Annotated in this window: 19 protein-coding genes; 15 read left to right on the top strand and 4 right to left on the bottom strand. The window is 61.1% G+C overall.

Annotated elements, in window-relative coordinates; all coding sequences use genetic code 11:
* Window positions 1-201: 201 nt before the first annotated feature.
* The 7 genes from urtA to ALTER154_RS05100 all read left to right on the top strand — a co-directional run bounded on the left by urtA (window position 202) and on the right by ALTER154_RS05100 (window position 7,006).
* Complete coding sequence (gene urtA, locus ALTER154_RS05130) at window positions 202-1,431, top strand: urea ABC transporter substrate-binding protein (protein WP_167354429.1); 1,230 nt, start codon at window positions 202-204, stop codon at window positions 1,429-1,431.
* Between the two features lie 101 nt (window positions 1,432-1,532).
* Window positions 1,533-2,450 (top strand): urea ABC transporter permease subunit UrtB, encoded by a 918-nt coding sequence (gene urtB, locus ALTER154_RS05125; RefSeq protein WP_167354428.1) that lies wholly within the window; start codon window positions 1,533-1,535, stop codon window positions 2,448-2,450.
* A gap of 11 nt (window positions 2,451-2,461) precedes the next feature.
* Window positions 2,462-3,634, top strand: coding sequence for an urea ABC transporter permease subunit UrtC (urtC, locus tag ALTER154_RS05120; protein WP_160085517.1), 1,173 nt, complete (start codon window positions 2,462-2,464; stop codon window positions 3,632-3,634).
* Window positions 3,631-4,392 (top strand): urea ABC transporter ATP-binding protein UrtD, encoded by a 762-nt coding sequence (gene urtD, locus ALTER154_RS05115; protein ID WP_160085516.1) that lies wholly within the window; start codon window positions 3,631-3,633, stop codon window positions 4,390-4,392. The genes urtC and urtD overlap by 4 nt, the downstream gene beginning before the upstream one ends.
* Window positions 4,393-4,459: 67 nt before the next feature.
* On the top strand, window positions 4,460-5,149 hold the full coding sequence (gene urtE / locus ALTER154_RS05110; protein ID WP_160085515.1) for an urea ABC transporter ATP-binding subunit UrtE: 690 nt from the start codon (window positions 4,460-4,462) through the stop codon (window positions 5,147-5,149).
* Between the two features lie 212 nt (window positions 5,150-5,361).
* Entirely contained in the window at window positions 5,362-6,591 is a 1,230-nt protein-coding gene (gene fmdA / locus ALTER154_RS05105) for a formamidase (protein WP_160085514.1), read from the top strand.
* A 67-nt stretch (window positions 6,592-6,658) separates the two neighbouring features.
* The gene (locus tag ALTER154_RS05100) at window positions 6,659-7,006 is read left to right on the top strand and encodes a zinc ribbon domain-containing protein (protein ID WP_160085513.1); all 348 of its coding nucleotides are present in this window, start codon (window positions 6,659-6,661) and stop codon (window positions 7,004-7,006) included.
* A 209-nt stretch (window positions 7,007-7,215) separates the two neighbouring features.
* Here ALTER154_RS05100 and cra read toward each other — a convergent pair whose 3' ends face one another.
* Window positions 7,216-8,202, bottom strand: coding sequence for a catabolite repressor/activator (gene cra, locus ALTER154_RS05095; RefSeq protein WP_160085512.1), 987 nt, complete (start codon window positions 8,200-8,202; stop codon window positions 7,216-7,218).
* Between the two features lie 215 nt (window positions 8,203-8,417).
* On the opposite strand from cra, the gene ptsP reads away from it, so the two are divergent.
* Genes ptsP through ALTER154_RS05080 form a run of 3 tightly spaced genes read left to right on the top strand, consistent with a single transcriptional unit; the run spans window position 8,418 to window position 13,933 of the window.
* The gene (gene ptsP, locus ALTER154_RS05090) at window positions 8,418-11,279 is read left to right on the top strand and encodes a phosphoenolpyruvate--protein phosphotransferase (RefSeq protein ID WP_160085511.1); all 2,862 of its coding nucleotides are present in this window, start codon (window positions 8,418-8,420) and stop codon (window positions 11,277-11,279) included.
* Complete coding sequence (pfkB, locus tag ALTER154_RS05085; RefSeq protein WP_160085510.1) at window positions 11,279-12,193, top strand: 1-phosphofructokinase; 915 nt, start codon at window positions 11,279-11,281, stop codon at window positions 12,191-12,193. The genes ptsP and pfkB overlap by 1 nt, the downstream gene beginning before the upstream one ends.
* An 18-nt stretch (window positions 12,194-12,211) precedes the next feature.
* Window positions 12,212-13,933 (top strand): fructose-specific PTS transporter subunit EIIC, encoded by a 1,722-nt coding sequence (locus tag ALTER154_RS05080; RefSeq protein ID WP_160085509.1) that lies wholly within the window; start codon window positions 12,212-12,214, stop codon window positions 13,931-13,933.
* A gap of 27 nt (window positions 13,934-13,960) precedes the next feature.
* Here the strand turns inward: ALTER154_RS05080 and ALTER154_RS05075 are convergent, their stop codons facing one another.
* From ALTER154_RS05075 to ALTER154_RS05065, 3 genes are all read right to left on the bottom strand, one after another.
* Window positions 13,961-14,740 carry a TatD family hydrolase gene (locus tag ALTER154_RS05075; RefSeq protein ID WP_160085508.1) on the bottom strand — a complete coding sequence of 260 codons (780 nt, stop codon included), beginning with the start codon at window positions 14,738-14,740 and terminating at the stop codon, window positions 13,961-13,963.
* A 4-nt stretch (window positions 14,741-14,744) separates the two neighbouring features.
* Window positions 14,745-15,068, bottom strand: a complete 324-nt coding sequence (locus tag ALTER154_RS05070) for a hypothetical protein (RefSeq protein WP_160085507.1) — start codon at window positions 15,066-15,068, stop codon at window positions 14,745-14,747.
* Between the two features lie 118 nt (window positions 15,069-15,186).
* Window positions 15,187-16,770 (bottom strand): peptide chain release factor 3, encoded by a 1,584-nt coding sequence (locus tag ALTER154_RS05065; protein WP_160085506.1) that lies wholly within the window; start codon window positions 16,768-16,770, stop codon window positions 15,187-15,189.
* Between the two features lie 476 nt (window positions 16,771-17,246).
* Between ALTER154_RS05065 and ALTER154_RS05060 the strand changes: the two genes are divergently transcribed.
* From ALTER154_RS05060 to ALTER154_RS05040, 5 genes are all read left to right on the top strand, one after another.
* Complete coding sequence (locus tag ALTER154_RS05060; RefSeq protein WP_090249249.1) at window positions 17,247-18,410, top strand: type III PLP-dependent enzyme; 1,164 nt, start codon at window positions 17,247-17,249, stop codon at window positions 18,408-18,410.
* 241 nt (window positions 18,411-18,651) lie between these two features.
* Window positions 18,652-20,973 (top strand): TonB-dependent siderophore receptor, encoded by a 2,322-nt coding sequence (locus ALTER154_RS05055; protein WP_160085505.1) that lies wholly within the window; start codon window positions 18,652-18,654, stop codon window positions 20,971-20,973.
* Window positions 20,974-21,200: 227 nt separating this feature from the next.
* The gene (locus ALTER154_RS05050) at window positions 21,201-21,881 is read left to right on the top strand and encodes a Fe2+-dependent dioxygenase (protein WP_160085504.1); all 681 of its coding nucleotides are present in this window, start codon (window positions 21,201-21,203) and stop codon (window positions 21,879-21,881) included.
* Between the two features lie 5 nt (window positions 21,882-21,886).
* Window positions 21,887-23,005, top strand: coding sequence for an alpha-hydroxy acid oxidase (locus tag ALTER154_RS05045; RefSeq protein WP_160085503.1), 1,119 nt, complete (start codon window positions 21,887-21,889; stop codon window positions 23,003-23,005).
* A 90-nt stretch (window positions 23,006-23,095) separates the two neighbouring features.
* On the top strand, window positions 23,096-25,366 hold the full coding sequence (locus tag ALTER154_RS05040) for a TonB-dependent siderophore receptor (protein WP_160090020.1): 2,271 nt from the start codon (window positions 23,096-23,098) through the stop codon (window positions 25,364-25,366).
* The last annotated feature ends 145 nt before the right edge of the window (window positions 25,367-25,511 follow it).

Below are 25,511 nucleotides of genomic sequence, written 5' to 3'. Positions count from 1 at the left end.
GCGCGCGCGAACTTCTATCTGCCTTGCAGCACGGGCGTGAGCTTGCACCAGCGTGGGGCGCGCGGCAGTACGTCAGATGACGTATGCCGTTACGTCATGCTGCGTATACCGCCCGCATCGGTGGCAAACGCATGCTGGTGGCGAACCGAACTGGTACCCGCAAGGCGAGCCAGGGAGGAAAACCACCAGAGGAGCATGACCATGGATTCACCGACTCGCTTTCTCCCTCGTCGGCTAGCGTTGGGTGCTGCGGCACTCTCGCTGCTGGCGGCCAGTGTGTTCAGCCAGATGGCCCTGGCCGACGTCAACACCACCGGCCTGGCCGTGACCGACACCGAAGTGACGGTCGGTCAGCTGCACTCGGCCACCGGCACCATGGCCATTTCCGAAACCGGTTCGATCCAGGCCGAGCGCCTGGCCATCGAACAGATCAACGCCAGCGGCGGCATCCTCGGCCGGCAGATCAAGATCATTCAGGAAGACGGCGCCTCCGATTGGCCGACCTTCGCCGAAAAAGCCAAGAAGCTGCTGGTCGGCGACAAGGTCGCTGCGGTATTCGGTTGCTGGACCTCGGCCTCACGCAAAGCCGTGCTGCCGGTGTTCGAGAAGGAAAACGGCCTGCTCTACTACCCGACCTTCTATGAAGGCCTGGAGCAGTCGAAGAATGTTATCTACACCGGTCAGGAAGCCACCCAGCAGATCCTCGCCGGCCTCGACTGGATCGCCAAGGAGAAGGGCGCCAAGACCTTCTACCTGATCGGCTCGGACTACATCTGGCCGCGCACCTCGATGAAGATCGCCCGCAAGCACATCGAAAACGTGCTCGGCGGCAAGGTGGTGGGCGAGGAGTACTACCCGCTGGGCAACACCCAGTTCGGCTCGCTGATCAACAAGGTCAAGCTGAAGAAGCCTGACGTGGTCTTTACCGCTGTGGTCGGTGGCTCCAACGTGGCCTTCTACAAGCAGATGAAAGCCGCCGGCGTCACCAGCGCCAAACAGAACCTGCTGACTCTGTCGGTCACCGAGGATGAGCTGCTGGGCATTGGCGGCGAGAACATGGACGGCTTCTACGCCTCGATGAAGTACTTCCAGAGCCTCGACAACCCGAACAACAAAGCCTTCGTGGAAGCCTTCAAGGCCAAGTTCGGCAAGGATTCGGTGATCGGCGACGTGACCCAGGCCGCCTACCTCGGCCCATGGCTGTGGAAGGCTGCGGTCGAGAAAGCCGGCAGCTTCGATGTCGACAAGGTGGCCGCTGCCTCCCCAGGCATCGAGCTGACCACTGCGCCGGAAGGCTACGTCAAGGTGCATGACAACCATCACCTGTGGAGCAAGACCCGCATCGGCCAGGTGCAGAAGGATGGCCAGTTCAAGGTGGTGTTCGAATCCGGCTTGATCGAGCCGAACCCATTCCCGAAAGGCTACCAGTAACAGCGGCGTAAGCCGGACTCAGGGCAGGGCGTACCCGCGAGGGTACGCCTGACGCCTGTACGGGCTGACGTGTTTCTTTCTTCCAGCTGGAGACCATCATCATGGAATGGCTATCGGAATTTGGTGCCATCGCGGCCATGCAGGGCTTCAACGGCTTGTCCGTTTTCTGCGTCCTGCTGCTGATGGCCCTGGGGCTGGCGATCATCTTTGGTCAGATGGGCGTGATCAACATGGCCCATGGTGAGTTCCTCACCATCGGCGCCTACACCACCTACGTGGTCTCGGTACTGACCGAGCAATACGCGCCGTTTTTCGGCCCGTACTATTTTTTTCTCGCCATCGTGCTGTCGTTTTTTATCGCCGGTGCGATTGGCTGGCTCGCCGAGTGGGCGATGATCAGCAAGCTCTACCAGCGCCCGCTGGACACCTTGCTGGCCACCTGGGGGCTGTCACTGGTGATGCAGCAGGCCTTCCGCTCGATCTTCGGTGCGCGGGAAGTCAGCGCCACCTTGCCGGAATGGCTGATGGGCTCATGGAACCCCACCGAGGCCATCGACATTCCGCGTAACGGCTTGTTCGTCATGGGCCTCACCGTGCTGATGACCGGCATGATTTTCCTCATGCTCTACCGCTCGCGCTGGGGCTTGCAGGTGCGCGCCACGGTGCAGAACCGGGTGATGAGCCGCGCCGTGGGGATCAACACCAAGAAAGTCGACCGTATGACCTTTGCCCTTGGTTGCGGCGTAGCCGGTGTGGCGGGTGCGGCCTTCACCACCATTGGCTCGACCGGTCCAACCGCCGGTTCTCTGTACATCGTCGACACCTTTCTGGTGGTGGTGTTCGGCGGCGCGTCGAGCCTGCTCGGCACCATCGCCTCGGCCTTCAGCATTGCCCAGGCGCAGTCGCTGATGGAGTTCTTCATGAGCGGTTCGATGGCCAAGGTGTTCACCCTGTCGGCGGTGATCCTGATTCTGATGCTGCGTCCGCAAGGGCTGTTCTCCATCAAAGTGCGCAAGTAAGGAGCCGTCCCATGAACCCGACACTCGATAAGTTTCTTGGCGGCAAGCAGGGCGCGATTGGCCTGGCGGTGCTGGCCACATTGATCCTGGTGGTGTTTCCGCTGGCGCTGGATGCCTTTCGCCTGAACATGGTCGGCAAGTACCTGACCTACGCCTTTGTCGCCGTTGGCCTGGTGCTCTGCTGGGGCTATGGCGGCATTCTCAGCCTCGGCCAGGGCGTGTTCTTCGGTCTTGGCGGTTACTGCATGGCGATGTTTCTCAAGCTCGAAGCCAGCGACCCGGAAAGCACCAAGATCCAGTCCACCCCCGGCATTCCAGACTTTATGGACTGGAACCAGATCACCGAACTGCCGCTGCTCTGGCAGCCGTTCCACAGCTTCGGTTTCACCCTGCTGGCGGTGATCGCGGTGCCGGTGATATTGGCGCTGGTGATTGGTGTGGCGATGTTCAAGCGCCGCGTCGGTGACGTGTACTTCTCCATCGTCACCCAGGCGATTGCGCTGATTCTCACGGTGCTGATCATCGGTCAGCAGGGCCTCACCGGCGGGGTCAACGGCATCACTGACCTGAAGACCCTGATGGGCTGGGATATCCGCGACGACAGCTCGAAGATGATCCTTTACTTCATCAACGCCTTCCTGTTGTTCGGCTGCATCCTGATCGGCCGTTTTATCCTCGCCTCCAAGCTCGGCCGTCTGCTCATGGCCATGCGCGACAAGGAGGAGCGGGTGCGCTTCTCCGGCTACGACGTGGCCAGTTTCAAGATCTTCGTGTTCTGCGTGGCGGCGGCGTTTTCTGCTATCGGCGGGGCGATGTTCGCATTGCAGGTCGGCTTTATGTCGCCGAGCTTCGTCGGCATCGTGCCGTCGATCGAGATGGTGATCTTCGCTGCCGTCGGCGGGCGTATGTCGCTGCTCGGCGCGGTGTATGGCGCCTTGCTGGTCAACTACGGCAAGACCTACTTTTCCGAAACCTTCCCCGAGCTGTGGCTGTACCTGATGGGCGGGCTGTTTATCGCCGTGGTCATGTACTTCCCCAACGGCCTGGCTGGCCTGTGGGAAAGCCACGGACGCAAATGGCTGGGCAAGCTGGCTCGCAAGCCTGCAGCGCCGGCCACGCCAGCACCTGTTGCCGAGGCCCCGGTGGCCAGCAGCCAACCCCGTGAACTGGAGACCACCCCATGAGTCAGCCAAGTGCATTTCAGATGCCCAAACCTGTGCTGGCCATCGAAGGCCTGACCGTGTCGTTCGATGGTTTCAAGGCGGTGGACGACCTCAACCTGTACATCGACCGCAATGAGGTGCGGGTGGTGATCGGCCCCAACGGCGCTGGCAAGACCACGGTGCTCGACCTGATCTGCGGCAAGACCAAGGCCACCGCCGGCAGCATCCAGTTCGAGAACCGTGAGCTGACCAAGATGCGTGAGTTCGACATCGTGCGTGCCGGGGTCGGGCGCAAGTTCCAGAACCCCTCGATCTACGAAAACCTCACGGTGTTCGAGAACCTGGAGATGTCCTACCCCAAGGGGCGCAAGGTCTTCGGCGCGCTGTTCTTCAAACGCACCGCCGAGGTGATTGCGCGGGTCGAGCAGATTGCGGCGGAAATCATGCTTACCGACAACCTCTACCTGCAGGCTGACCTACTGTCTCACGGGCAGAAACAGTGGCTGGAGATCGGCATGCTACTGATGCAGGACCCGGCGCTGCTGATGCTCGACGAGCCGGTGGCCGGCATGAGCGTCAACGAGCGCATGCAGACCGCCGAGCTGCTCAAGCGCATCAGCAAGGGCCGCTCGGTACTGGTCATTGAGCACGACATGGAGTTCGTCAAAAGCATCGCGCACAAGGTCACCGTGCTGCATCAGGGCAAGGTGCTAGCCGAAGGCAGCATGGAGGCGGTGCAGAGCAACCCGAAAGTGATTGAGGTGTATCTGGGGCATTGAGTTGCTTCACGCATCCATCGGCGCTAGTCCGGATGGTATCCGGGTCACGTTCAACAAGGAGTTTTCCATGTTCCAGATCAGCAACCTCGCCTCCGGCTATGGCCAGAGCCAGATCCTCCATGACCTCAACCTGAATGTGGCCAAGCGCGAGATCGTCGCGGTGATGGGCCGTAACGGTATGGGCAAGACCACCCTGTTCAAGAGCCTGATGGGCGTGCTGCCGCAGTGGGGCGGACAGATCAGCGTGGATGGCTGCGACATTTCCAAGCTGGAGACTCATCAGCGGGTGGAGAGCGGCATCGCCTATGTACCTCAGGGGCGGATGATCTTCCCCAGCATGAGCGTGCTGGAGAACATTCAGACGGGTTTGCCAGCCTCTGCCAAGGGCAAGGTGCCAGACGATTTGTATGCGTTGTTCCCGGTGTTGCAGGAGATGCGCCACCGCAAGGGCGGCAACCTTTCTGGCGGTCAGCAACAGCAACTGGCCATCGCCCGCGCACTGGCGACCAACCCCAAGGTGCTGCTGCTCGATGAGCCGACCGAGGGCATCCAGCCGTCGATCATCAAGGACATCGCCCGCACCCTGAAGGAAATCCGCAACCTGCGCGATCTGACCATCGTGGTCTCCGAGCAGGTGCTGTCGTTCACCATGGAAATCGCCGACCGCTTCCTGGTAATCGAGAAGGGCAAGTTCGTGGTCGAGGAGAGCCGTGACAAGGTCGACGAAGCGACCATCAGCCGTTACCTGTCGGTCTGATGGCTCACCCGCAGTAGTTCAAATTTAAAGCTTTGCGGCTGGCGTGTTCTCCATGCGCTGGCCGCTTTTTCATGTCTGGAAAACGGCTCGTTAATGCAGGTGCGGGCATACGTCATCCTACGTATTTGCCGATTTCTTCGCGCGTTGAAGACTAGCTCCGTACCCCGGCGCCATGGCGCCAAGTCCCCCTCAATGGTCCCAGGAGCTTTGTCATGACCGAAACGCTGATCAAGGTCGACCTCAACCAGCCCGCCACCGAAAACGAGCAGATCCACAACCGCTGGCACCCGGATATTCCGATGGCCTGCTGGGTCAAGCCGGGTGACGATTTTATTCTCGAAACCTATGACTGGACCGCCGGCGCGATCAAGAACAACGACGATGCCAGCGATGTGCGCGATGTGGACTTGTCCACTGTGCATTACCTGTCCGGCCCTGTGGGCGTACACGGTGCTGAGCCGGGCGATCTGCTGGTGGTCGACCTGCTCGACATCGGCGCCATGCCCGATTCGCAGTGGGGCTTTAACGGCTTCTTCTCGCGGCAGAACGGCGGTGGTTTCCTTACCGACCACTTCCCTATGGCGCAGAAGGCCATCTGGGATTTCAAGGGCATGTTTACCAGCAGCCGGCACATTCCCGGGGTTAACTTCGCCGGGTTGATTCACCCCGGTCTGATTGGCTGCCTGCCGGACCACAAGATGCTCGCCGACTGGAACAAGCGCGAACAGGAGCTGATCGACACCGACCCGCACCGTGTGCCGGCCTTGGCCAACCCGCCGATGGCGCCCACCGCGCACATGGGCAAGATGAAGGGCGAGGCTCGCGACCTGGCAGCACTAACCGGCGCACGCACCGTGCCGCCACGCGAGCATGGCGGTAACTGCGACATCAAGGATTTGTCGCGCGGCTCGAAGATCTTCTTCCCGGTGTATGTGAATGGCGCCGGGCTGTCGGTGGGCGATCTGCACTTCAGCCAGGGCGACGGCGAGATCACCTTCTGCGGCGCCATCGAAATGGCCGGCTGGGTGCATATGAAGGTCGAGCTGATCAAGGGTGGCATGGCCAAGTACGGCATCAAGAACCCGGTGTTCAAACCCAGCCCGATCACCCCCAACTACAAGAACTACCTGATCTTCGAAGGTATCTCGGTGGACGAGGCCGGCAAGCAGCATTACCTGGACGTCAACATCGCCTACAAGCAGGCCTGCCTGAATGCCATCAACTACCTGACCAAGTTCGGCTACTCGCCGGCCCAAGGGTATGCGCTGCTCGGTTCGGCACCGGTGCAGGGGCATATCAGCGGTATCGTCGACGTGCCCAACGCCTGCGCCACCCTGTGGCTGCCGACGGAGATCTTCGATTTCGACATCAACCCCAACGCCAACGGCCCAACCAAGTTCCTCGATGGCAGCATCGACCTGCCCATCGCCCCGGACAAGTAACCCGACGACCCCTCTCCCGAATACGGGAGAGGGCGGTTGCTTAGCCATGATGAAGAGGAGTGACGCGATGCCGATCTACGAATACGACTGCACCGATTGCGGTGATTTCACCCAGCTGCGGCCGATGGCCGAGCGTGACCAGCCCTGCAGCTGTCCCTGGTGTGGCGGGGCCAGCGCGCGGGTGATTCTCAGCGCGCCGAGCCTGGCGACCATGTCCGGCAGCCAGCGCCGTGCCATTGCGGCCAACGAACGCAGTGCCAATGCGCCACAAACGGTTGAAGAATACGCGCAGAGCCGCAAGCACCCGAAAGGTTGCGGTTGCTGCACACCGAACAAACCTTTGGCGCCAACCAAGGCAAATCCCCATGCACTCAAGACCAAACCCAGCGCCCGGCCGTGGATGATCAGCCACTGAAGCCCTTGCGGGTGAGCTGCAGGGGCGTTGTATATAAATGCATTCAAGATCAATCGTTTAGCCCACAGTAATGGTGCAAAACGCTGTGGATAAGGTGTGCGGCCCTGGCGCTTGGTCAAGCGGCTTGCGGTCTGCAGGGCGCTGGTTGTTTATTGACCAGTTGCTTCACGTAGTCGGGTCGCGTGCCCGGCGGCAGCCCTGCGTATGCGCTACATGCGCGCTCTGAAGCGGCGGCTGATGGCTTCAATGCCCGGTTGATAGTCAGCCTGCTCTACGGCTTGCAGCGCCCAGGCCATCACCCGTTCGGCGATCTGCTCATGTTGCTGGCTGGTGGTGTTGACGCGCATCGGCAGAAAGTCGAGTAACCGGGTGTCGCCGAATGTGGCCAGGCGCAGTGCCGACCAGGCGGCATCGGGCTGCTGATAAATCGCGTCCAGCACGCCCTCAAGCAAGACATACGCGGTGGTGATCAGTGCATCCGGCGGCCCGTCTGCAGCAATCAGGTCGTGCATCTGCTGGTAGCCACTGTCACGGCTGAAGTGCTCGCTGTGATAAACGCTGACGCGCCCGTCGAAATCCGCCAAGGCCTTATGGAAACCACGTTCGCGTGCCTGGCTGATAACCAGTTCCGGGCGTGCGCCGAGCAGGGCGATATGCCGGGGTTTGGGCGTCAGCAGGCTGTGCGTCAACTGCTGGCCAGCCGCTTCATCATCACTGATCACCGAACGAATGTGGCCGGGGCAAAGGGCCCGGTCCACCGCAATGATCGGCAAGCCGTCGCTGACCAGCTTGGGGTAGAGCGGGTCGTCCTGTGGCAGGCAACTGGCGACGATCAGCGCCGCACAGCGGCGTGAACGAAACAAGCTGATCAACTGCCGCTCGCTGTTCGGGTTGTCATCAGAGCTGGCTATCAGCAACTGATACCCGGCGGCGCGGGCCTTCTGTTCCAGCCGCTTGGCCAGGCGGGCGTAGCTGGGGTTTTCCAGGTCCGGGAGGATAAAGCCCAAACAACGGCTGTCGCCACGGCGCAGCCCCGCGGCCTGCTGGTCGGGACGATAGCCGTATTGCTCGACCACCGCCTGCACCCGTTCTACGGTTGTGGGACTGATCCGCCGCTGAGCAGCTTGGCCATTGATCACATAGCTGGCGGTGGTTACCGAGACCGCTGCCAGCCTGGCGATGTCACTGAGTTTCACGGGCGTAGCACTCTTTCACTGAGGGATATCCGGGCTGGAATACAGGGCCGCGCGGGGCGCTGGCCACTGTGCTGTTATCCGTGTCGGGCTTCAAGGATTACCCATAATCAGCTAAGGTGCCACTGCTTGATGAATCGTTTCAGCAATGTTGTTCACCAGGCAGGTTTCAAGCCAGCCGCGACACCTTGTCAAACCGGATAGCCAGAGGAATACCCATGCTCGAACTTGATGCCAGCCAGATCCAAATGGGCTGCCATGCGGCGGATAAGGCGCAGGCACTGGCCATGCTGAGCGAGGCGCTGGTCGATGGTGGGCTGGCCACTGCCGCGTATCTGCAGGGTTTGCAGGCACGTGAGGCGCAGGGTTCGACTTTTCTTGGGCAGGGCGTGGCGATCCCGCATGGCACGCCGCAAACCCGCGATCACGTTCTGCGTACCGGGGTGCGGTTGATCCAGTTTCCCGATGGGGTCGACTGGGGGAATGGTCAGCAGGTGTACCTGGCTATCGGCATTGCCGCGCAGTCCGATGAGCATTTGCACCTGCTGCAATTACTCACTCGCGCGCTGGGGGAAGGCGATCTCAGTCAGGCGCTGCGTCAAGCGCGCGAGCCCGAGCAGCTCGTCGAACTGCTGCAAGGTGCGCCACAGGCGCTGGCACTCGACGGCCAGTTGGTCGGGTTGGGGCTGCACATTGAGGACTTTGACGAGCTGCTGTGGCAAGGCGCGCGGCTGCTGCGGCAGGCTGAGTGTGCCAGCAGCGGCTTTGCCCTGGGCTTAGCGCGCAGCGAGCCGCTGCCCCTGGGCGATGGGCTGTGGTGGCTGCACAGTGAACAGAGCGTGCTGCGCCCCGGTTTGGCGTTTGTCACCCCGGCGCAGCCCCTGCAGTTTCGCGGCGAGGTGCTGAAAGGGCTGTTTTGCCTGGCCAGCCAGGGCGAGGCGCACCGTCAGGCCCTGGAGAGGTTGTGTGATGTGCTGATCGGCGGCCGCGCTGCCGAACTGAGTGAAGCCAATGACAGTCGCCGGGTGATCGAGGCGCTGGGCGGCGAAGTCGCCCCGGACTGGCCGAGTTTGACTCTGCCGCTGCTCAATGCCCATGGTTTGCATGCGCGCCCGGCCAAGGTGCTCAGCGAGCTGGCGCAGCGTTTTGGTGGTGAGTTGCGCGTCCGCTTGAGCGGCGATGAAGGGGCTGGGGTGTCGGTGAAAAGCCTCAGCCGTTTGCTGTCGTTGGGTGCGCGGCGTGGGCAGATGCTGCACTTCAGCGCCGAGCCGAGTATTGCCGCCGATGCCTTGCCCGCCCTGCAAGCGGCGCTGGAAAGCGGTTTGGGCGAGGCAGTGGAACCGTTGCTGGCCGAACAGGGCGCGGCGCTGTTGCCGGCGGCTGCGCCCGTGCCAATGGCGCCGCCCGCGGGCAGTCAGTTGATGGCGGTGGCGGCATCGCCCGGCATCGCCATCGGCCCGGCGCTGGTGCGGATCTTTCCGCGCTTTGAATATGCCGAGCACGGCCAGGGTGTTGATGTCGAGCGGCAGCGCCTACAAGCGGCGCGTGCGGTGGTTGCCGTGCAGGTTCAGCGCCTGGTCGACGGTGCCGGTGTGGCCAGTATTCGGGAAATATTCAGCGCTCACCTGGCGATGCTGGATGATCCCGCGCTGATTGATGATGTTGAGGTTCGGCTGCTCGCCGGAGCCAGCGCCGAAGCGGCCTGGCAACACGAAATCGATGCTGCTGCGCAGCGTCAGGAGGCGTTGCACGACGCGCTGCTGGCCGAGCGTGCGGCGGATTTGCGTGACATCGGCCGGCGTGTGCTGGCGCAGTTATGCGGCGTTACTTTGCCTGACGAGCCGCGCGAGCCCTACATCCTGGTGATGGATGAAGTGGCGCCCTCGGATGTCGCCGGTCTCGATCGGCAGCGTGTAGCCGGCATTCTCACCGCGCGCGGTGGGGCCACTGCGCACAGTGCGATCATTGCCCGCGCCTTGGGTATTCCTGCGCTGGTCGGTGCCGGTGAGGCGGTGCTGGCGCTGGCGCAGAACACCTTGTTGTTGCTGGATGGCGACAGCGGGCTGCTGCGCGTAGCACCGGATCAGGCCACCCAGCAGCAGGCCCTGCGTGAGCGCGAGGCAGCGCAACTGCGCCAGCAGCAGGCCCATGCCGAGCGCCTGCAGCCGGCCATCACCCGTGATGGTGTACAGATTGAGGTGGCCGCGAATATTGGTGCCAGTGGCGAAACCGCCGAGGCCGTGGCGCTGGGTGCCGAGGCGGTCGGCCTGTTGCGCACTGAACTGGTGTTTATGGAGCACGCCCAAGCCCCGAGCCAGGCGGCGCAGGAGCGCGAATACCGGCGTGTGCTGGATGCCCTGGGCGGACGACCGCTGGTGGTGCGCACCCTGGATGTCGGCGGCGACAAACCGTTGCCTTACTGGCCGATGCCGAGTGAAGAAAACCCCTTCCTTGGCGTACGTGGCATTCGCCTTAGCCTGCAACGCCCGGACATTCTGGAAACCCAGTTGCGCGCCTTGCTGGCCTCGGCCGACGGGCGTGCGCTGCGGATCATGTTTCCCATGGTCAGCACGGTTGAAGAGTGGCGTGTGGCGCGCGATATGGCGCAGCGTTTACGCGAAGAAATTCCCGTGGCAGACCTGCAACTCGGGATCATGATCGAAGTGCCCTCGGCTGCGCTGATGGCTCCGATGTTGGCGCGGGAAGTGGACTTCTTCAGCATCGGCACTAACGACCTGACCCAGTATTGCCTGGCCATCGACCGCGGCCATCCGACCCTCTCTGCACAGGCTGACGGCTTGCATCCAGCGGTGTTGCGACTGATCAGCATGACGGTCGACGCCGCGCATGCCCACGGTAAGTGGGTCGGCGTCTGCGGCGAGCTGGCCAGTGATCGTTTGGCGGTGCCGCTGCTGGTTGGCTTGGGGGTGGATGAGCTGAGTGTGTCACCGCGCTCGATTGCCCTGGTCAAGGCGCGCGTGCGCGAATTGACGATGAGCGCCGCACGCACCCTGGCTGAGCAAGCGTTGACACTCGATAGCGCTGCGGCTGTGCGTGCCCTGATCGCGGGGATGCACTGATGGCCCGTATCCTGACCCTGACCCTGAACCCGGCGCTGGATCTCACGGTTAGCCTCGACAAGCTGATCCCCGGTGCGGTCAATCGCAGCCTGGGCCTCACGCGTCACGCCGCTGGCAAGGGGCTGAATGTCGCCCAGGTACTGGCTGATCTGGGCCATCACCTGACGGTCAGCGGTTTTCTTGGCAGCGACAATGCGCAGCCATTTGAAAATTTGATGCAGGCCCGTGGTTTTGCCGATGCCTTTATCCGAGTGCCGGGCGAGACCCGCAGCAATATCAAACTGGCTGAGGCCGATGGGCGGATTACCGACCTAAACGGTCCTGGTTTGCAGGTCGAGGACGAGCACCTGCAGAGCCTGCTCGATAACCTGATACCGCTGGTGGCGGGGCACGATGCGATTGTGGTGGCCGGTAGTCTGCCGCGCGGCGTGAGCACAGCGTGGTTTGCCGCGTTAGTGCATCGGCTCAAAGCCAGTGGCGTTCCGCTGGTGCTCGACAGCAGTGGCGCGGCGTTGCAGGCCGCGTTGCCCATTGCGCCCTGGATGATCAAACCCAACGAAGAGGAGCTCAGCGAGGTCTGCGGCAGCGACCTCACGGCGGCTGTGCGTAAATTGCGCGGGCAAGGCATCGAGCATGTTGTGCTGTCGCGGGGCAGTGCCGGTGTCGACTGGCATGGCCCCGGCATTGCCTTGCGCGCCATACCGCCTCGCGTCGAGGTCGTTAGCACAGTCGGTGCTGGCGATTCGCTGTTGGCCGCCAGCTTGCACGGCCTGCTGCAAGGCTGGCCGGCTGAACGCACCTTGCGTATGGCGACGGCGGTGGCTGCGCAGGCGGTGACGCAGATCGGCTTTGGCATCCATGACCGCGAACAATTAGCCCGCTTAGAAGCCGCTGTGCGGCTACAGCCCTTGTAAGAATAAGAGGCATTGACCATGAATCTGCTGATCATTACCGCCTGCCCCAATGGCCAGGTCACCAGCGTGTTGTGCTCGCGGCTGCTGCAGGCCGCCGCCGAACGCCTGGGTTGGAAGGCCAAGGTTGAGGTTCAGGATGCGCGGGCTATCGGCTCGCCATTGAGCGCGGCGGATATCACCGCGGCCGACCTGGTACTGGTGGTGAAAACCGGCGAGCTGTCGCTGAGCCGTTTTGTTGGTAAGCGCCTGGTGCAGTCCACGCCCGCTGATGCCTTGGCTGACCCGCAACGCTTCCTACGAGAGGCGGCTGAACGCGCGGAGCCCTATGTCGAAGAGGCTGCGGTTGCCAGCAGCGTGCGACGCTTGGTTGCCGTGACCGCCTGCCCCACCGGTGTGGCACACACGTTTATGGCAGCCGAAGCCTTGCAACAGGCGGCGGCGCGCATGGGCATCGTGCTGCAGGTGGAGACCCGCGGCTCTGTCGGTGCGCGCAACCTACTGGATGACGCCACCATTGCTGCCGCCGACGCCGTTCTACTGGCGACCGATATCGAGGTGGACACTGCCCGTTTCGCCGGCAAGAAGGTGTACCGCTGCGGCACGGGTGTGGCGCTCAAACAGCCACAACAAACGCTGGAGCTTGCTTTTGCTGAAGCCCGCCCTCTGACGGGCGAACCGTCAGAGGCTAGCGCGAGCCCTTCCCCCAGCGAGAAAAATGGTCCCTACAAGCACCTGCTCACGGGTGTGTCCTACATGCTGCCGATGGTGGTGGCTGGTGGTTTGTTGATCGCCCTGTCATTTGTCTTCGGCATCGAGGCGTTCAAGCAGGAGGGCTCGCTGGCCGCCGCGCTGATGCAGATTGGCGGGGATGCAGCATTCAAGCTGATGGTGCCGTTGCTGGCCGGTTACATTGCCTATTCGATTGCCGACCGGCCGGGGCTGGCTCCTGGGATGATTGGCGGGCTGTTGGCCAGCTCCTTGGGCGCAGGCTTTCTCGGTGGCATCGTGGCCGGCTTTTTGGCGGGCTATTCGGCCAAGGCGTTGGCGCGTTGGGTCAAGTTGCCGACCAGCATTGAAGCGCTCAAACCCATTCTGATCATCCCGCTGCTGGCCAGCCTGTTTACGGGGTTGGTGATGATCTTTGTGGTCGGCAAACCGGTTGCCGGCATGCTCGCCGCGCTGACCGTGTTTCTCGACACCATGGGCACATCCAACGCGGTGCTGCTGGGGTTGTTGCTTGGCGGCATGATGTGCGTGGACCTTGGCGGGCCGATCAACAAGGCCGCTTATGCCTTCTCGGTTGGCTTGCTGGCCTCGCAGAGCTACGCCCCCATGGCAGCGGCCATGGCCGGCGGTATGGTACCCCCCATCGGCATGGCGATTGCCACCGTGCTGGCGCGGCACAAGTTCGCGCAAAGCGAGCGCCAGGCAGGCAAGGCCGCTGGTGTTTTGGGGCTGTGTTTTATCTCCGAAGGGGCGATTCCGTTTGCCGCCAAGGACCCGTTACGGGTGATTCCAGCGAGCATCGCTGGAGGCGCACTGACCGGTGCTCTGTCGATGTATTTCGGCTGCAAGTTGATGGCCCCGCATGGTGGCCTGTTTGTGTTGTTGATCCCCAACGCGATTAACCATGCGCTGTTGTACCTGTTAGCCATTGTTGCGGGCAGTCTGCTGACTGGGGTGAGCTATGCACTGTTGAAACGTGCGGACACTCAGCCTCTGGTTGAGGCGGCGGCATAAGCCCGCGACGTATGGTTTCGCCCCAGGTCAGTCCCAGCAAAACAACTCGGTGGCATTGCGGCTGCTGGCGCTGGCTAGCTCTTCGGCACTGATGCCGCGTAGCTCGGCCAGGGCCGCGCAGATGTCCGGCAGGTAGTCCGGGCTATTGCGCTGGTTGGGGTGCATGGACGGCGCCATGTCGGGTGAGTCGGTTTCCAGCACGATGGCCTCCAGCGGCAATTGCGCCACCACCTTGCGCAGGCGCAGTGCCTGCGGCCAGGTGGGGGCGCCGCCGAGGCCGAGTTTGAAGCCGAGCTTGAGGTATTCCCTTGCTTCTTCAGTGCTGCCGGCAAAGGCATGGATGATGCCGCCACGTGATGGTTTGAAGCGTTTCAGCGTGGCGATGGTCGCCGCATGGGCGCGGCGTACGTGCAGTAGGGCCGGTAGTTCGAATTCGCTGGCGAGTTTGAGCTGCGCTTCGAACAGCTGTTGCTGCCGATCGCGGTCCAGCTGTTCGAGAAAATAGTCCAAGCCGAACTCGCCCACGGCGCAAAGCTTGGGGTGGCCGGCGCAGCGAGTCAGCCAGTCACGCAGTTCGCTCAGGTGTTCTGGCTGGTGTTCATCCAGGTACACCGGGTGCAGGCCGAACGCCGCGTACAGGCTGTCTTCGGCTTGCACCAGATCCCACACCCGCTGCCAGTTGGCCTGATGCACACCCAGCACCACCAATCGCTCAATGCCATGGCTTCGGCAGCGGGTTAGTAGCTCGCTGCGATCCGCATCGAAATCGGGGAAATCCAGGTGGGTGTGGGTGTCGATCAGGCGCATGGCGTTAAGGTTGGCACGGTTTGCCAGAGAGCTGCATGCGACGGGCTTCCGCGTCGCTGACGCACGCACTGTCGTAGCCTTGGACGATTCGTGGAGATTTTCCACTGATGCTACTGGTGAAGCTGTCGATAAAACGCTGCGCTTTGTGCGCGTCGTCAAAGCGGCGAGCGGCTCCCTGGTTGGCGGAATAGCTGCCGTTACTCGACGCAAAGCATTGTGGGTTGCCCTCGCAAGTCAGCTCGACGAACCAGTAGGGTTGGCGGATTTCTACCCCGGCCAGGCTGTAGCTGGCGAGCAGGCTTAACGCGGTGAAGAGCATCGTGCGCATGGAGTTACTCCCTGTAGGTTGAGAAACCAGCCTAAGCCAGTGCCTTGTCCGTTGGAAGTGTGGCGTTCGATGTTGAGGCAAAAGCCGCGCATGCGTGCATACGCGGCTTCGCCGTGGCTTAGTGGTGTTCGCGAGTGGCGCGGAATTTCACGTCCGGCCAGCGCTCTTCCATCAGGCTCAGGTTGACCCGCGTCGGTGCCAGGTAGGTGAGGTGGCCGCCGCCATCCAGGGCGAGGTTTTCCACCGCCTTGTTGGAGAATTCTTCGAGCTTCTTCTTGTCGCTGCAGTCGATCCAGCGCGCCGACCAGACCGTGATCGGCTCGTAGGCGCACTCGACCTTGTATTCCTCTTTCAGGCGGCTGGCGACCACGTCGAACTGCAGCACACCGACTGCGCCGAGGATGATGTCGTTGCTGCGCTCGGGGAAGAACACCTGCGTTGCGCCTTCTTCGGCCAGCTGCTGCAGGCCCTGGCGCAGTTGCTTGGATTTCAGCGGGTCCTTCAGACGCACGCGGCGGAACAGTTCCGGGGCGAAGTGCGGAATACCGGTGAAGCCCAGCGCTTCGCCCTCGGTGAAGGTGTCGCCGATCTGGATGGTGCCGTGGTTGTGCAGGCCGATGATGTCGCCAGCATAGGCCTCGACCAGCATTTCGCGTTCGCTGGAGAAGAAGGTCAGGGCGTCACCGATGCGCACATCCTTACCGGTACGCACATGGCGCATCTTCATACCCTGGCTGTATTTGCCCGAGCAGATACGCATAAAGGCGATGCGGTCGCGGTGCTTAGGGTCCATGTTCGCTTGTATCTTGAACACGAAGCCGCTGAACTTCTCTTCCACCGGCTCCACGGTGCGCTCGTTGGCGATGCGGGCCAGCGGCTTGGGTGCCCAGTCGACTACCGCGTCGAGCACATGGTCGACGCCGAAGTTGCCCAGCGCGGTGCCGAAGAATACCGGGGTCAGTTGGCCGTCGAGGAACTCCTGCTGGTCGAACTCGTGGCAAGCACCCTGCACCAGTTCCAGCTGCTCGACAAAGCGCTCGTACTCGTCGCCCAGGTGGGCGCGTGCCTCATCGGAGTCGAGATGCTGGATGATCTTGGTTTCGGTGCGCTCGTGGCCGTGGCCCGGGGTGTAGACAATGATGTAGTCGTCGGCCAGGTGGTACACACCCTTGAAGTCGCGGTAGCAGCCAATCGGCCAGGTGATCGGCGCGGCTTTAATTTTCAGGACGGCTTCGATCTCGTCGAGCAGTTCGATCGGGTCGCGGATGTCGCGGTCGAGCTTGTTGATAAAGCTGACGATCGGCGTGTCGCGCAAGCGGCAGACATCCATCAAGGCGATGGTGCGTGGCTCAACGCCTTTACCGCCGTCGAGCACCATCAGCGCGCTGTCCACGGCGGTCAGGGTGCGGTAGGTGTCTTCCGAGAAGTCTTCGTGGCCGGGGGTGTCGAGCAGGTTGATCATGTGCTCGCGATACGGGAACTGCATCACCGAGGTGGTGATGGAGATGCCGCGCTGCTTCTCCATTTCCATCCAGTCGGAGGTGGCATGGCGGTCGGATTTACGCGACTTAACCGTACCGGCCACGGCGATTGCCTTGCCCATCAGCAGCAGCTTCTCGGTAATGGTGGTTTTACCGGCGTCTGGGTGGGAAATGATGGCGAATGTACGGCGTTTGCCGACTTCGGTGGCCTGGATGGTCATTGTGCGGGAACCCGTCGACTGAATAGTCGGTCTGTCAAAAAAGGCGGCGATTATAACGGTAAACGTCGGTCAGCGCGGCGACCTGTAGTCAGTGCGCAAAACCTGGGTTTTTTCGCGCGTTGTGCAGCATTTCATGGCGTTTTGTTTTGAATATAAAACGTTCAATCAATAAGGCGACAAAGAGGAGCAAAAGCACGGCATTTTTGATTGATCTCAGCCCCCCATGGCCCTAAAGTTCGCGCCCGAACGTCCATGCTGGCAACGATCCATCCGGCTCAAGTACTGACGACGAGAGGCCCACAGGGTTCTCGGCGACATGCCTTGGGAAGTAGGCGAACCAAAGTGGGGAAACTGATCAGACGTTCTACCTGTGCGGGTTAGCCGCCAGGTCTCCCTAAATGGTGGGCAACGGGCTGCGTACGCAGCGGTTGCCTGACTAAAACTGTGTTAACGGGTTCAGCCAACTGGAGTTCCGCATGCCGATCAAGGTCGAAGACTATTACGCACCCGCTACGTTTCAGCGCATGAAGGCGTTTGCCGATACTCAGGAAACCCCGTTCGTGGTCATCGATACCGCGATCATCAGCCAGGCTTACGATGACCTGCGCGCTGGTTTCGAATTCGCCAAGGTGTATTACGCAGTCAAGGCCAACCCGGCGGTCGAGATTATCGACCTGCTCAAGGAAAAGGGCTCCAGCTTCGACATCGCCTCGATTTATGAGCTGGACAAGGTCATGGGCCGTGGCGTCAGCCCGGACCGCATCAGCTACGGCAACACCATCAAGAAATCCAAGGACATCCGCTACTTCTATGAGAAGGGCGTGCGCCTGTTCGCCACCGACTCGGAAGCCGACCTGCGTAATATCGCCAAGGCTGCGCCGGGTGCGAAAGTCTATGTGCGCATCCTCACCGAAGGCTCGACCACGGCCGATTGGCCGCTGTCGCGCAAGTTCGGCTGCCAGACCGACATGGCCATGGACCTGCTGATCCTCGCCCGTGACCTCGGTCTGGTGCCTTACGGCCTGTCCTTCCATGTTGGTTCGCAGCAGCGCGACATCTCGGTGTGGGACGCGGCGATTGCCAAGGTCAAGGTGATCTTCGAGCGTCTTAAAGAAGAAGACGGCATTGAGCTCAAGCTGATCAACATGGGCGGTGGCTTCCCGGCCAACTACATCACCCGTACCAACAGCCTGGAAACCTATGCCGAGGAAATCATCCGTTTCCTCAAGGAAGACTTCGGCGATGACCTGCCGGAAATCATCCTTGAACCGGGCCGCTCGCTGATCGCCAACGCGGGCATTCTGGTCAGCGAAGTGGTGCTGGTGGCGCGCAAGTCGCGTACCGCGGTCGAGCGCTGGGTATATGTCGATGTGGGCATGTTCAGTGGCCTGATCGAAACCATGGGCGAAGCGATCAAGTTCCCGCTCTACACCGAGAAGAAGGGCGAGATGGAAGAGGTTGTCATCGCGGGGCCGACCTGCGACAGCGCTGACATCATGTACGAGAACTACAAGTACGGCCTGCCGCTCAATCTGGCCATTGGTGACCGTGTCTACTGGCTGTCCACTGGCGCCTACACCACCAGTTACAGCGCTGTGGAGTTCAACGGCTTCCCGCCGCTGAAGTCGTTCTACCTGTAATACGCAGGCTAAACGCTAGGCAAAAAGGCACGGGCTCACCCTCGTGCCTTTTTTGTGCCCGCAATCTTCTGCCTCTGATCCGTCAGGTGCCTGCCGTTATTGCAGGCGTGTGGGCTTCAGTTCTGGGTGTTTCGCCGTAACAATTTTGTTACAAACGAGTTGCTGTAAACGAGATGTAAAGATTGATTGAGAGTGCTTACTAATTAGAATTGCGCCAGATTTTTAAGCCTGAGCGATTCTCATGAACAACTACGATAAAAAGCGCAGAAGTCTCCCGCAACGCCGCCTGCTGGCCAGCGCCATCGGTTTTGCCATCGCGTCCTGTGCCAGCCACAGCTTGGCTGCCGACGCCGATAAAACCCCAGTTGAGCTGGGCAGCGTCACGGTTAAAGGTCAGCAGGACGACGGCTACAAGGTCGATAAAGCCTCATCGCCAAAGCAGACTGCAGCGTTGCTGGATACGCCGCAAACCTTCAGCGTGATCCCTGAAGCGCTCTTCAAAGAGCAAGGCGCGCGCAACCTGACTGACGTGCTGAGCAACACGCCTGGTATCAGCTTCAATGCCGGCGAGAACGGCTTTGCCAGTGGCACCAACAATTTCAGCCTGCGTGGTTTCGACACCAGCGGCAGCATCTTTATCGACGGTGCGCGCGACAACGGCAGCTACACCCGTGACGTATTCAATGTCGAGTCGGTTGAAGTGGCCAAGGGCCCGGCGGCCGACAACGGCCGGGGTGGTGCAGGTGGCTACGTCAACCTGGTGACCAAGACGCCGACTCTGGAAGAATTTATCGGCGGCGGCATCAGCTATGCCTTCGACCAGTACGATTCCGAGGCGCGCAAGCGCATGACCCTCGATACCAATCAGGTGATTAACGACAGCACCGCAGTGCGCCTCAACCTGCTGCTGGAAGACAGCGGTGTGGCCGGGCGTGAACATGCCGAGAAGAACAGCTGGGGCATCGCACCTTCGGTAGCGTTTGGCTTGGGCACCGGTACGCGCGCGATCTTCGCCTATGAGCATGTACAGATGAATGATCGTCCTGACCTTGGGGTGGCCGGGGTGGCGCTGCGCGACAAACTCAAGGGTGCCGGCACGCCCTATGACCCGTCCGTTTGGTCGGCGGACCGTGACACGTTCTTCGGCCTAAAGTCGGATTTCGACGACACCACCAGCGATGCATTGCTGTTTCGTATTGAGCAGGATCTTGGTGCTGTCACCACTGTGAGCAACCAGACACGCCTAGCGCGGGTGGATCGTCAGGCGCGGTTTACCCATGTGCTGGATGACGATAACAATGCCAATGCCGCGCTGGTCAATGTGCAGCGTCAGCAATACGACCGGGTCAACACGTCCCTGAGCAACATCACCAACCTGTCCACCCAGTTTTCGACCTGGGGTATTGCCCACAACCTGTCCACTGGGCTGGAGTTGACTCACGAGAAGTCCGAGTCGCTGGCATTCGCTTCACAGACCTTACCCGGCCTGGTCAATGTGTTTGACCCGGACTGGTCGCGCAGTGTGCCGGCAGCACTGGCTCCGCGTGATCGCACCAAGGTGAATGTGGATACTGCCGCGCTTTATGTTTACGACACGCTGGAGTTCAACCCGCAGTGGCAACTCACCGGTGGCCTGCGCCTGGAGCAATACGAGGCCAGCATCAGCAGCCGTAACCTGAGCAGCGGTGCCGCTACGGCGGGCGATGGTTTCAATGACACCGAGTTGAGCCTGGGCGGCAAGCTGGGCCTGGTGTACAAGCCACTGCCGAATGGCAGCCTCTACACCGCGTATGGCGTTTCCACTCAGCCGCCAGGCTCCTACCTGTCGAACTCCGATATCTCGCGAGCCGACCAGGGGCTGCCCGCGCTGATCAAGGGGGCCGACCCGGTGCGTGCGCACAACTATGAAATCGGCACCAAGTGGGATTTCTTCGACAAGCGCCTCTCGACCGCGGCGGCGTTGTTCTACACCGTGAAGAAAAATGTGGCCATCACCGGGCTTGATGTTGGCCAGACCGGCAGCGCCACGCTCAAAGGGTATGGTGAGCAGGCCGTCAAAGGGCTGGAGTTGAGCGCTTCGGGCAAACTCACCGATAACTGGAGCGTGTTTGGCGGCATCGTCTTTATGGACAGCGAACGTAAGCACAGCGCTTACCTGGATGACGTACGTCGTCGTGCGAATGCTGGGGATTACGGCACTGAACTGCGTACCAATGGCGACGAGCTGGCCTTTACGCCAAAAGTCTCCGGCAACCTGTGGACGACCTACCGCCTGCCGGTCGGGCTGACCTTCGGTCTGGGCGCGCAGCATGTCGGCTCGTCGTACCTGGGGCGTCCGGATGATGCCGAGCGTATGGTCGCCAATGGCCGCTTTGGTCGCGTGCCGAGTTACACCACCTTTGCAGCGATGGCTTCTTATGAAGTGAATGCCAATGTGGATGTGCGTCTGAACATCGATAACCTGACGGATGAGGAATATGTCGCCTCAGCCAACTGGCAAGGTCGCCGTGCTTTGTTGGGTGATCCACGCACCCTAACCTTGAGCACTGATTTCCGTTTTTAAGTCACACCAGGCAGCAAACAAGCGCCCCGAATACCGATGGTATTCGGGGCGTTTTATTTTTCCGCTGCCGCGGTTGGCTGGCGCATTGAGGTGGAGGCTGAGCGCTTTTTATTGGGCTGGATCAACGCCGCGGTGTGTGGCGCTGTCATAGTGCGCGCTAGCTATTTAGAATCATTTGCAACTGTTTGGTGGCGGTCGCTCAGGGCGGCCGGTGAGGAGAGCGAATCATGATGTTGAGCATTGCCGATGTGCTGACGCCCGAGCAGGTGCGGGAGTGCCGTCAGGCCTTTGAGCAGGCCAGTTGGCAGGATGGCCGCCTGACCGCCGGCCATCAGGCGGTGAAGGCCAAGGCCAATCAGCAGCTGGCGCAGGATGATCCGCTGGTGGTGCAGATTGGCGACTTTATCGTGCAGCGCCTGGGCAACCATCCGCAGTTTGTCTCGGCCGCCTTGCCGCTGAAAGTGTTGCCACCGCGCTTCAACCGTTATACCGGTGGTGGTACCTATGGCAACCATATCGACAATGCGATTTTCAGTGTGCCGGGTACGCCGCATCGAGTGCGCAGTGATCTGTCGGCCACGCTGTTTTTCAGTGATCCGGATGAGTACGAGGGTGGTGAGCTGGTGGTCGAGGACAGCTACGGCAGCCATAGCGTCAAGTTGCCGGCTGGGCATCTGGTGCTGTATCCCGGCAGCAGCCTGCACCGCGTCAATCCGGTAACCCGTGGCACGCGTTATGCGGCGTTCTTCTGGATTCAGAGCCTGGTGCGTGATGACACCCAGCGCGGCCTGTTGCTGGAGCTGGATCGGGCGGTGCAGGCACTGACCCTTGAAGTGCCAGAGAGTGCTGAGCTGGCGCGGTTGACCGGGGTTTATCACAACCTGCTGCGGCAGTGGGCCAATACATGACCGGCATGCCATTACCAAAACTGACGCAGATTCCGCCAAGTGTTGCTGCCGTGGCGGACTATGAACCCCTGGCCCGCGAGCGCATGAGCGCCCAGGCCTGGGCCTATATCGCGGGCGGCGCGGCTGATGAACTGACTCTGGCGGAAAATCAGGCGGCGTTTCGGCGTATTCGTCTGCGTACGCGGGTGTTGGCTGATCTCAGTGGTGGTAACACTCATCTGCAGTTGTTCGGTCAGACCTTTACTCACCCGGTTTTCCTCGCTCCGGTGGCGTATCAGCAGTTGGCGCATGCCGAGGGTGAGCTGGCTACGGTGCTGGCTGCGTCGGCTGTGCAGGCCGGCATGGTGCTGAGCACCCAGGCCAGTGTGTCCCTTGAAGCCGTGGCCGAGCAGGCGCATAACCCGCTGTGGTTTCAGCTGTATATCCAACCTGATCGAACCTTTACTGAAGCGTTAGTCAGGCGCGCCGAAGCGGCGGGTTATCAGGCGCTGGTGTTGACGGTGGATGCGCCGGTCAACGGCATGCGCAACCGCGAACAGCGCGCGGGCTTTTGTCTGCCCGGGGGCATTGAGGCGGTCAATCTGCGCGGCATGCAGCCATTGCGTGAGGAAGCTCCGCCTAGCGGTGGTTTGCTGCTCGGTGGTGCGTTGCTTGCGGCAGCGCCAGGCTGGGCGGATGTGCAATGGCTGCGTTCATTGACGCGTCTGCCGATCCTGCTCAAGGGCGTGATGACTGCCGAGGATGCGCGGCGTGCAGTGGCCGAAGGCGTCGACGGCATCATTGTCTCCAATCATGGCGGACGGACTTTGGACGGCCAGCCCGCAACCATCGAGGTACTGGCGGAAATTGCTGCTGCGGTGCAGGGGCAGGTGCCGCTGCTGCTCGATGGCGGTATTCGCCGTGGCACGGATGTGTTCAAGGCGTTGGCCTTGGGCGCTGATGCCGTGCTGGTCGGGCGCCCCTATGTGTATGGCCTGGCAGCCGCCGGGGCGAGCGGGGTGGCGCATGTGGTACAGCTGTTGCGCGCTGAATTGGAAGTGGCGATGGCGCTGACGGGCTGTCGTGATCTGGCCAGTATTGGAAGCGAGTGCCTGCTGGACAAAAAACCACGAGGAGGGAACTAAATACGAATTAAGGTGTAAATGCCTATTGCTTGATAATAGTTATCAATTAGAATCACGCCTCGTTTTTATCTGGGGGTGGTTCTCATGGGTATGGGTAAAAAAGCCGGCAGTCTGCCGCAGCGTCGTGTTCTGGCTTCGGCCATTGGTCTGGTCATCGCCTCTTGGGCGGGCGCAGGCCTGGCCGCTGAGCAAGCGCCGCAAAAAGCCAAGACACCGGTTGAGCTGGGCAGCGTAACGGTCAAAGGTGAGCAAACCGAAGACTACAAGACCGAAAGCTCGGCGTCGGCCAAGTACGCTGTGCCGCTACTCGATACCCCGCAGACCATCACCGTGGTACCGCAGGCGCTGCTTAAAGAGCAGAAAGCCCTGAGCATGAAAGAAGTGCTGGCCAACGTTTCCGGCATCACCTTCAACGCCGGTGAGGGCGGTGGTGGCTCGGGCGACAGCATCAACATCCGTGGCTTCAGTGCCAACGCCAACATGCAGATCGACGGCCTGCGTGACAGCTCGCAGAACAACCGTACCGATACCTTCAATATCGAAGCCGTTGAAGTCATCAAGGGCCCCAACTCGGTATTCGGTGGTTCCGGTACCACTGGCGGCAGCATCAACCAGGTCAGCAAACAGCCGCTCCAGCGTGACTTCACTGAAATTGGGGCTAGCCTGGGCACCGACAACTATCATCGCCTGACCCTGGACTCCAACCAGACCCTGGATGGCGTGGGTACCGGCAGCGCCATGCGCCTCAACCTGATGGCCCATGAGAACGATGTGCCAGGCCGCGACTATGTGGATCGTCAGCGCTGGGGCATCGCGCCGTCGCTGCTGTTGGGTCTGAGCGATTCGACGCGTTTGACCCTGAGTTACTTCCACCAAACGGATGACAACCTGCCTGATTACGGCGTGCCGGCAATCAATGGCAAGCGCCTGGCGGGTGTGGACCGTGAAAGCTTCTTTGGCTGGCGCAACCTGGACAAGGAAGAAATTGAGAGCGATGCATTCACGGTCAAGCTTGAGCATGACATCAACGACAGCCTGCGCTTGCAGAACCTGACCCGTTACTCGGAAATCCACCGCGATACAGTCATCTCGGCGTCCCATGTGAACCTTGAGCGTCGTCGTTCAACGACAACGGGTGTTGGTCCAGTTCTGGCGGCTGGCAAGTATCTGCCCGCAGGTCCGCAGGCCTACGGTCGTGATGTCACCAGCAAAATGCTGATCAATCAGACCAACCTGACTGCCAACTTCGAGACTCTTGGCCTGGCCCACACGCTGGTCAGCGGTGTCGAGCTGTCACGTGAGACCTATGACCGTACTACCTACGCCTATAACTTGGCGTTTCCGGACAGCGGTTATGACCTGAGTAACCCGCCTGGTCGTTGGAATGGTCCGACCAATAAGGCTGATAGCGCGAATACCGAGACGCGCCTTCTCGACCGCGCGCTGTACGCGTTCGACACCATCGCACTGAACGACTACTGGGATCTGAGTCTCGGCCTGCGTTATGACTGGGTGGATGGCGATGCCGATGATCACACCCTGGCGACCAATGCCCGGACGTCCTTCAACTCAAGCGACGAGCATCTGAGCAAGCGTGCTGGACTGACCTATAAGCCGGCCGAGAACGGGCGTATCTACGTTGCCTATGGCGACTCCTTCAACCCATCCGCCGAGAACCTGGCGACCAGCGGTGCTGGCCTCTCTGCGGCGACTCAGGATCTTGAGCCTGAGAAGAACAAAACCTGGGAGTTGGGCACCAAGTGGGAGTTCCTCGATAGCCGTCTGGGCCTGGATGCAGCGCTGTTCCGGGTAGAGAAGAGCAATGCCCGTGAAACCATGGTTGACGGCTCTACCCAGCTGGCAGGCAAGCAGCGCGTTCAGGGCTTTGAGCTGGGCGCAACCGGACGTGTCACTGATCAGTGGAATGTCTACGCCAACTACACCTTCCTGGACAGCGAGACCCTGGAAGCGGCCAACACGGCGGCAGGTATTGCCCGCGAAGGTCAGGCGTTGGCCAACACTCCGCCTCGTTCGCTCAATCTGTGGACGACTTATGATCTGCCAGCTGGCTGGCGCGTCGGTTACGGTGCCCGCTATGTCAGCGAGCGTAACCTTACCGCTTCCAATGATGGCGTAAAGCTGGATGCCTATTGGCTGCACAACGCCATGGTCGGTTACAAGGTCAACAAGGAACTTGATCTGCAACTCAATCTCAACAACCTGTTTGATAAGGAATATGTTGAGAGCGTGAGAACGCAAGTGGGCACCACAGTGGGTGCCGGCACCACCACCGCACGCTCTTCGGCCATCGAGTACGGTGCAGCGCGTTCGGCAGTGCTGTCGGCCACATACCGCTTCTAGCCACGCCAAGCGGCAGGCAGGCTGCGTAAGCCAGCCTGCCTGCGAGCCAATTGAGAAAACCCTGCTCGAGTATGTGCAGGGTTTTTGTGCGTTCGCTGACCGCTAACTGTTGCAGTCCGCTATGTCGGATGGCTGCGCTGAGTGA

The sequence above is a fragment of the Pseudomonas sp. 9AZ genome, assembly GCF_902506525.1.
Taxonomy (GTDB): Bacteria; Pseudomonadota; Gammaproteobacteria; order Pseudomonadales; family Pseudomonadaceae; genus Aquipseudomonas; species Aquipseudomonas peli.
This window is presented reverse-complemented; position numbering and strand designations above follow the sequence as displayed.

Excerpts from the sequence above, each read along its gene's own strand:
- ALTER154_RS05045 (WP_160085503.1), top strand. The coding sequence starts at position 21,887 with ATGCCATTACCAAAACTGACGCAGATTCCGCCAAGTGTTGCTGCCGTG.
- urtB (WP_167354428.1), top strand. The coding sequence starts at position 1,533 with ATGGAATGGCTATCGGAATTTGGTGCCATCGCGGCCATGCAGGGCTTC.
- ALTER154_RS05100 (WP_160085513.1), top strand. The coding sequence starts at position 6,659 with ATGCCGATCTACGAATACGACTGCACCGATTGCGGTGATTTCACCCAG.
- ALTER154_RS05065 (WP_160085506.1), bottom strand. The coding sequence starts at position 16,770 with ATGACCATCCAGGCCACCGAAGTCGGCAAACGCCGTACATTCGCCATC.
- urtC (WP_160085517.1), top strand. The coding sequence starts at position 2,462 with ATGAACCCGACACTCGATAAGTTTCTTGGCGGCAAGCAGGGCGCGATT.
- urtE (WP_160085515.1), top strand. The coding sequence starts at position 4,460 with ATGTTCCAGATCAGCAACCTCGCCTCCGGCTATGGCCAGAGCCAGATC.
- ALTER154_RS05040 (WP_160090020.1), top strand. The coding sequence starts at position 23,096 with ATGGGTAAAAAAGCCGGCAGTCTGCCGCAGCGTCGTGTTCTGGCTTCG.
- fmdA (WP_160085514.1), top strand. The coding sequence starts at position 5,362 with ATGACCGAAACGCTGATCAAGGTCGACCTCAACCAGCCCGCCACCGAA.
- ALTER154_RS05070 (WP_160085507.1), bottom strand. The coding sequence starts at position 15,068 with ATGCGCACGATGCTCTTCACCGCGTTAAGCCTGCTCGCCAGCTACAGC.
- ALTER154_RS05060 (WP_090249249.1), top strand. The coding sequence starts at position 17,247 with ATGCCGATCAAGGTCGAAGACTATTACGCACCCGCTACGTTTCAGCGC.
- urtA (WP_167354429.1), top strand. The coding sequence starts at position 202 with ATGGATTCACCGACTCGCTTTCTCCCTCGTCGGCTAGCGTTGGGTGCT.
- ALTER154_RS05080 (WP_160085509.1), top strand. The coding sequence starts at position 12,212 with ATGAATCTGCTGATCATTACCGCCTGCCCCAATGGCCAGGTCACCAGC.
- pfkB (WP_160085510.1), top strand. The coding sequence starts at position 11,279 with ATGGCCCGTATCCTGACCCTGACCCTGAACCCGGCGCTGGATCTCACG.
- ALTER154_RS05050 (WP_160085504.1), top strand. The coding sequence starts at position 21,201 with ATGATGTTGAGCATTGCCGATGTGCTGACGCCCGAGCAGGTGCGGGAG.
- urtD (WP_160085516.1), top strand. The coding sequence starts at position 3,631 with ATGAGTCAGCCAAGTGCATTTCAGATGCCCAAACCTGTGCTGGCCATC.
- ALTER154_RS05055 (WP_160085505.1), top strand. The coding sequence starts at position 18,652 with ATGAACAACTACGATAAAAAGCGCAGAAGTCTCCCGCAACGCCGCCTG.
- ptsP (WP_160085511.1), top strand. The coding sequence starts at position 8,418 with ATGCTCGAACTTGATGCCAGCCAGATCCAAATGGGCTGCCATGCGGCG.
- ALTER154_RS05075 (WP_160085508.1), bottom strand. The coding sequence starts at position 14,740 with ATGCGCCTGATCGACACCCACACCCACCTGGATTTCCCCGATTTCGAT.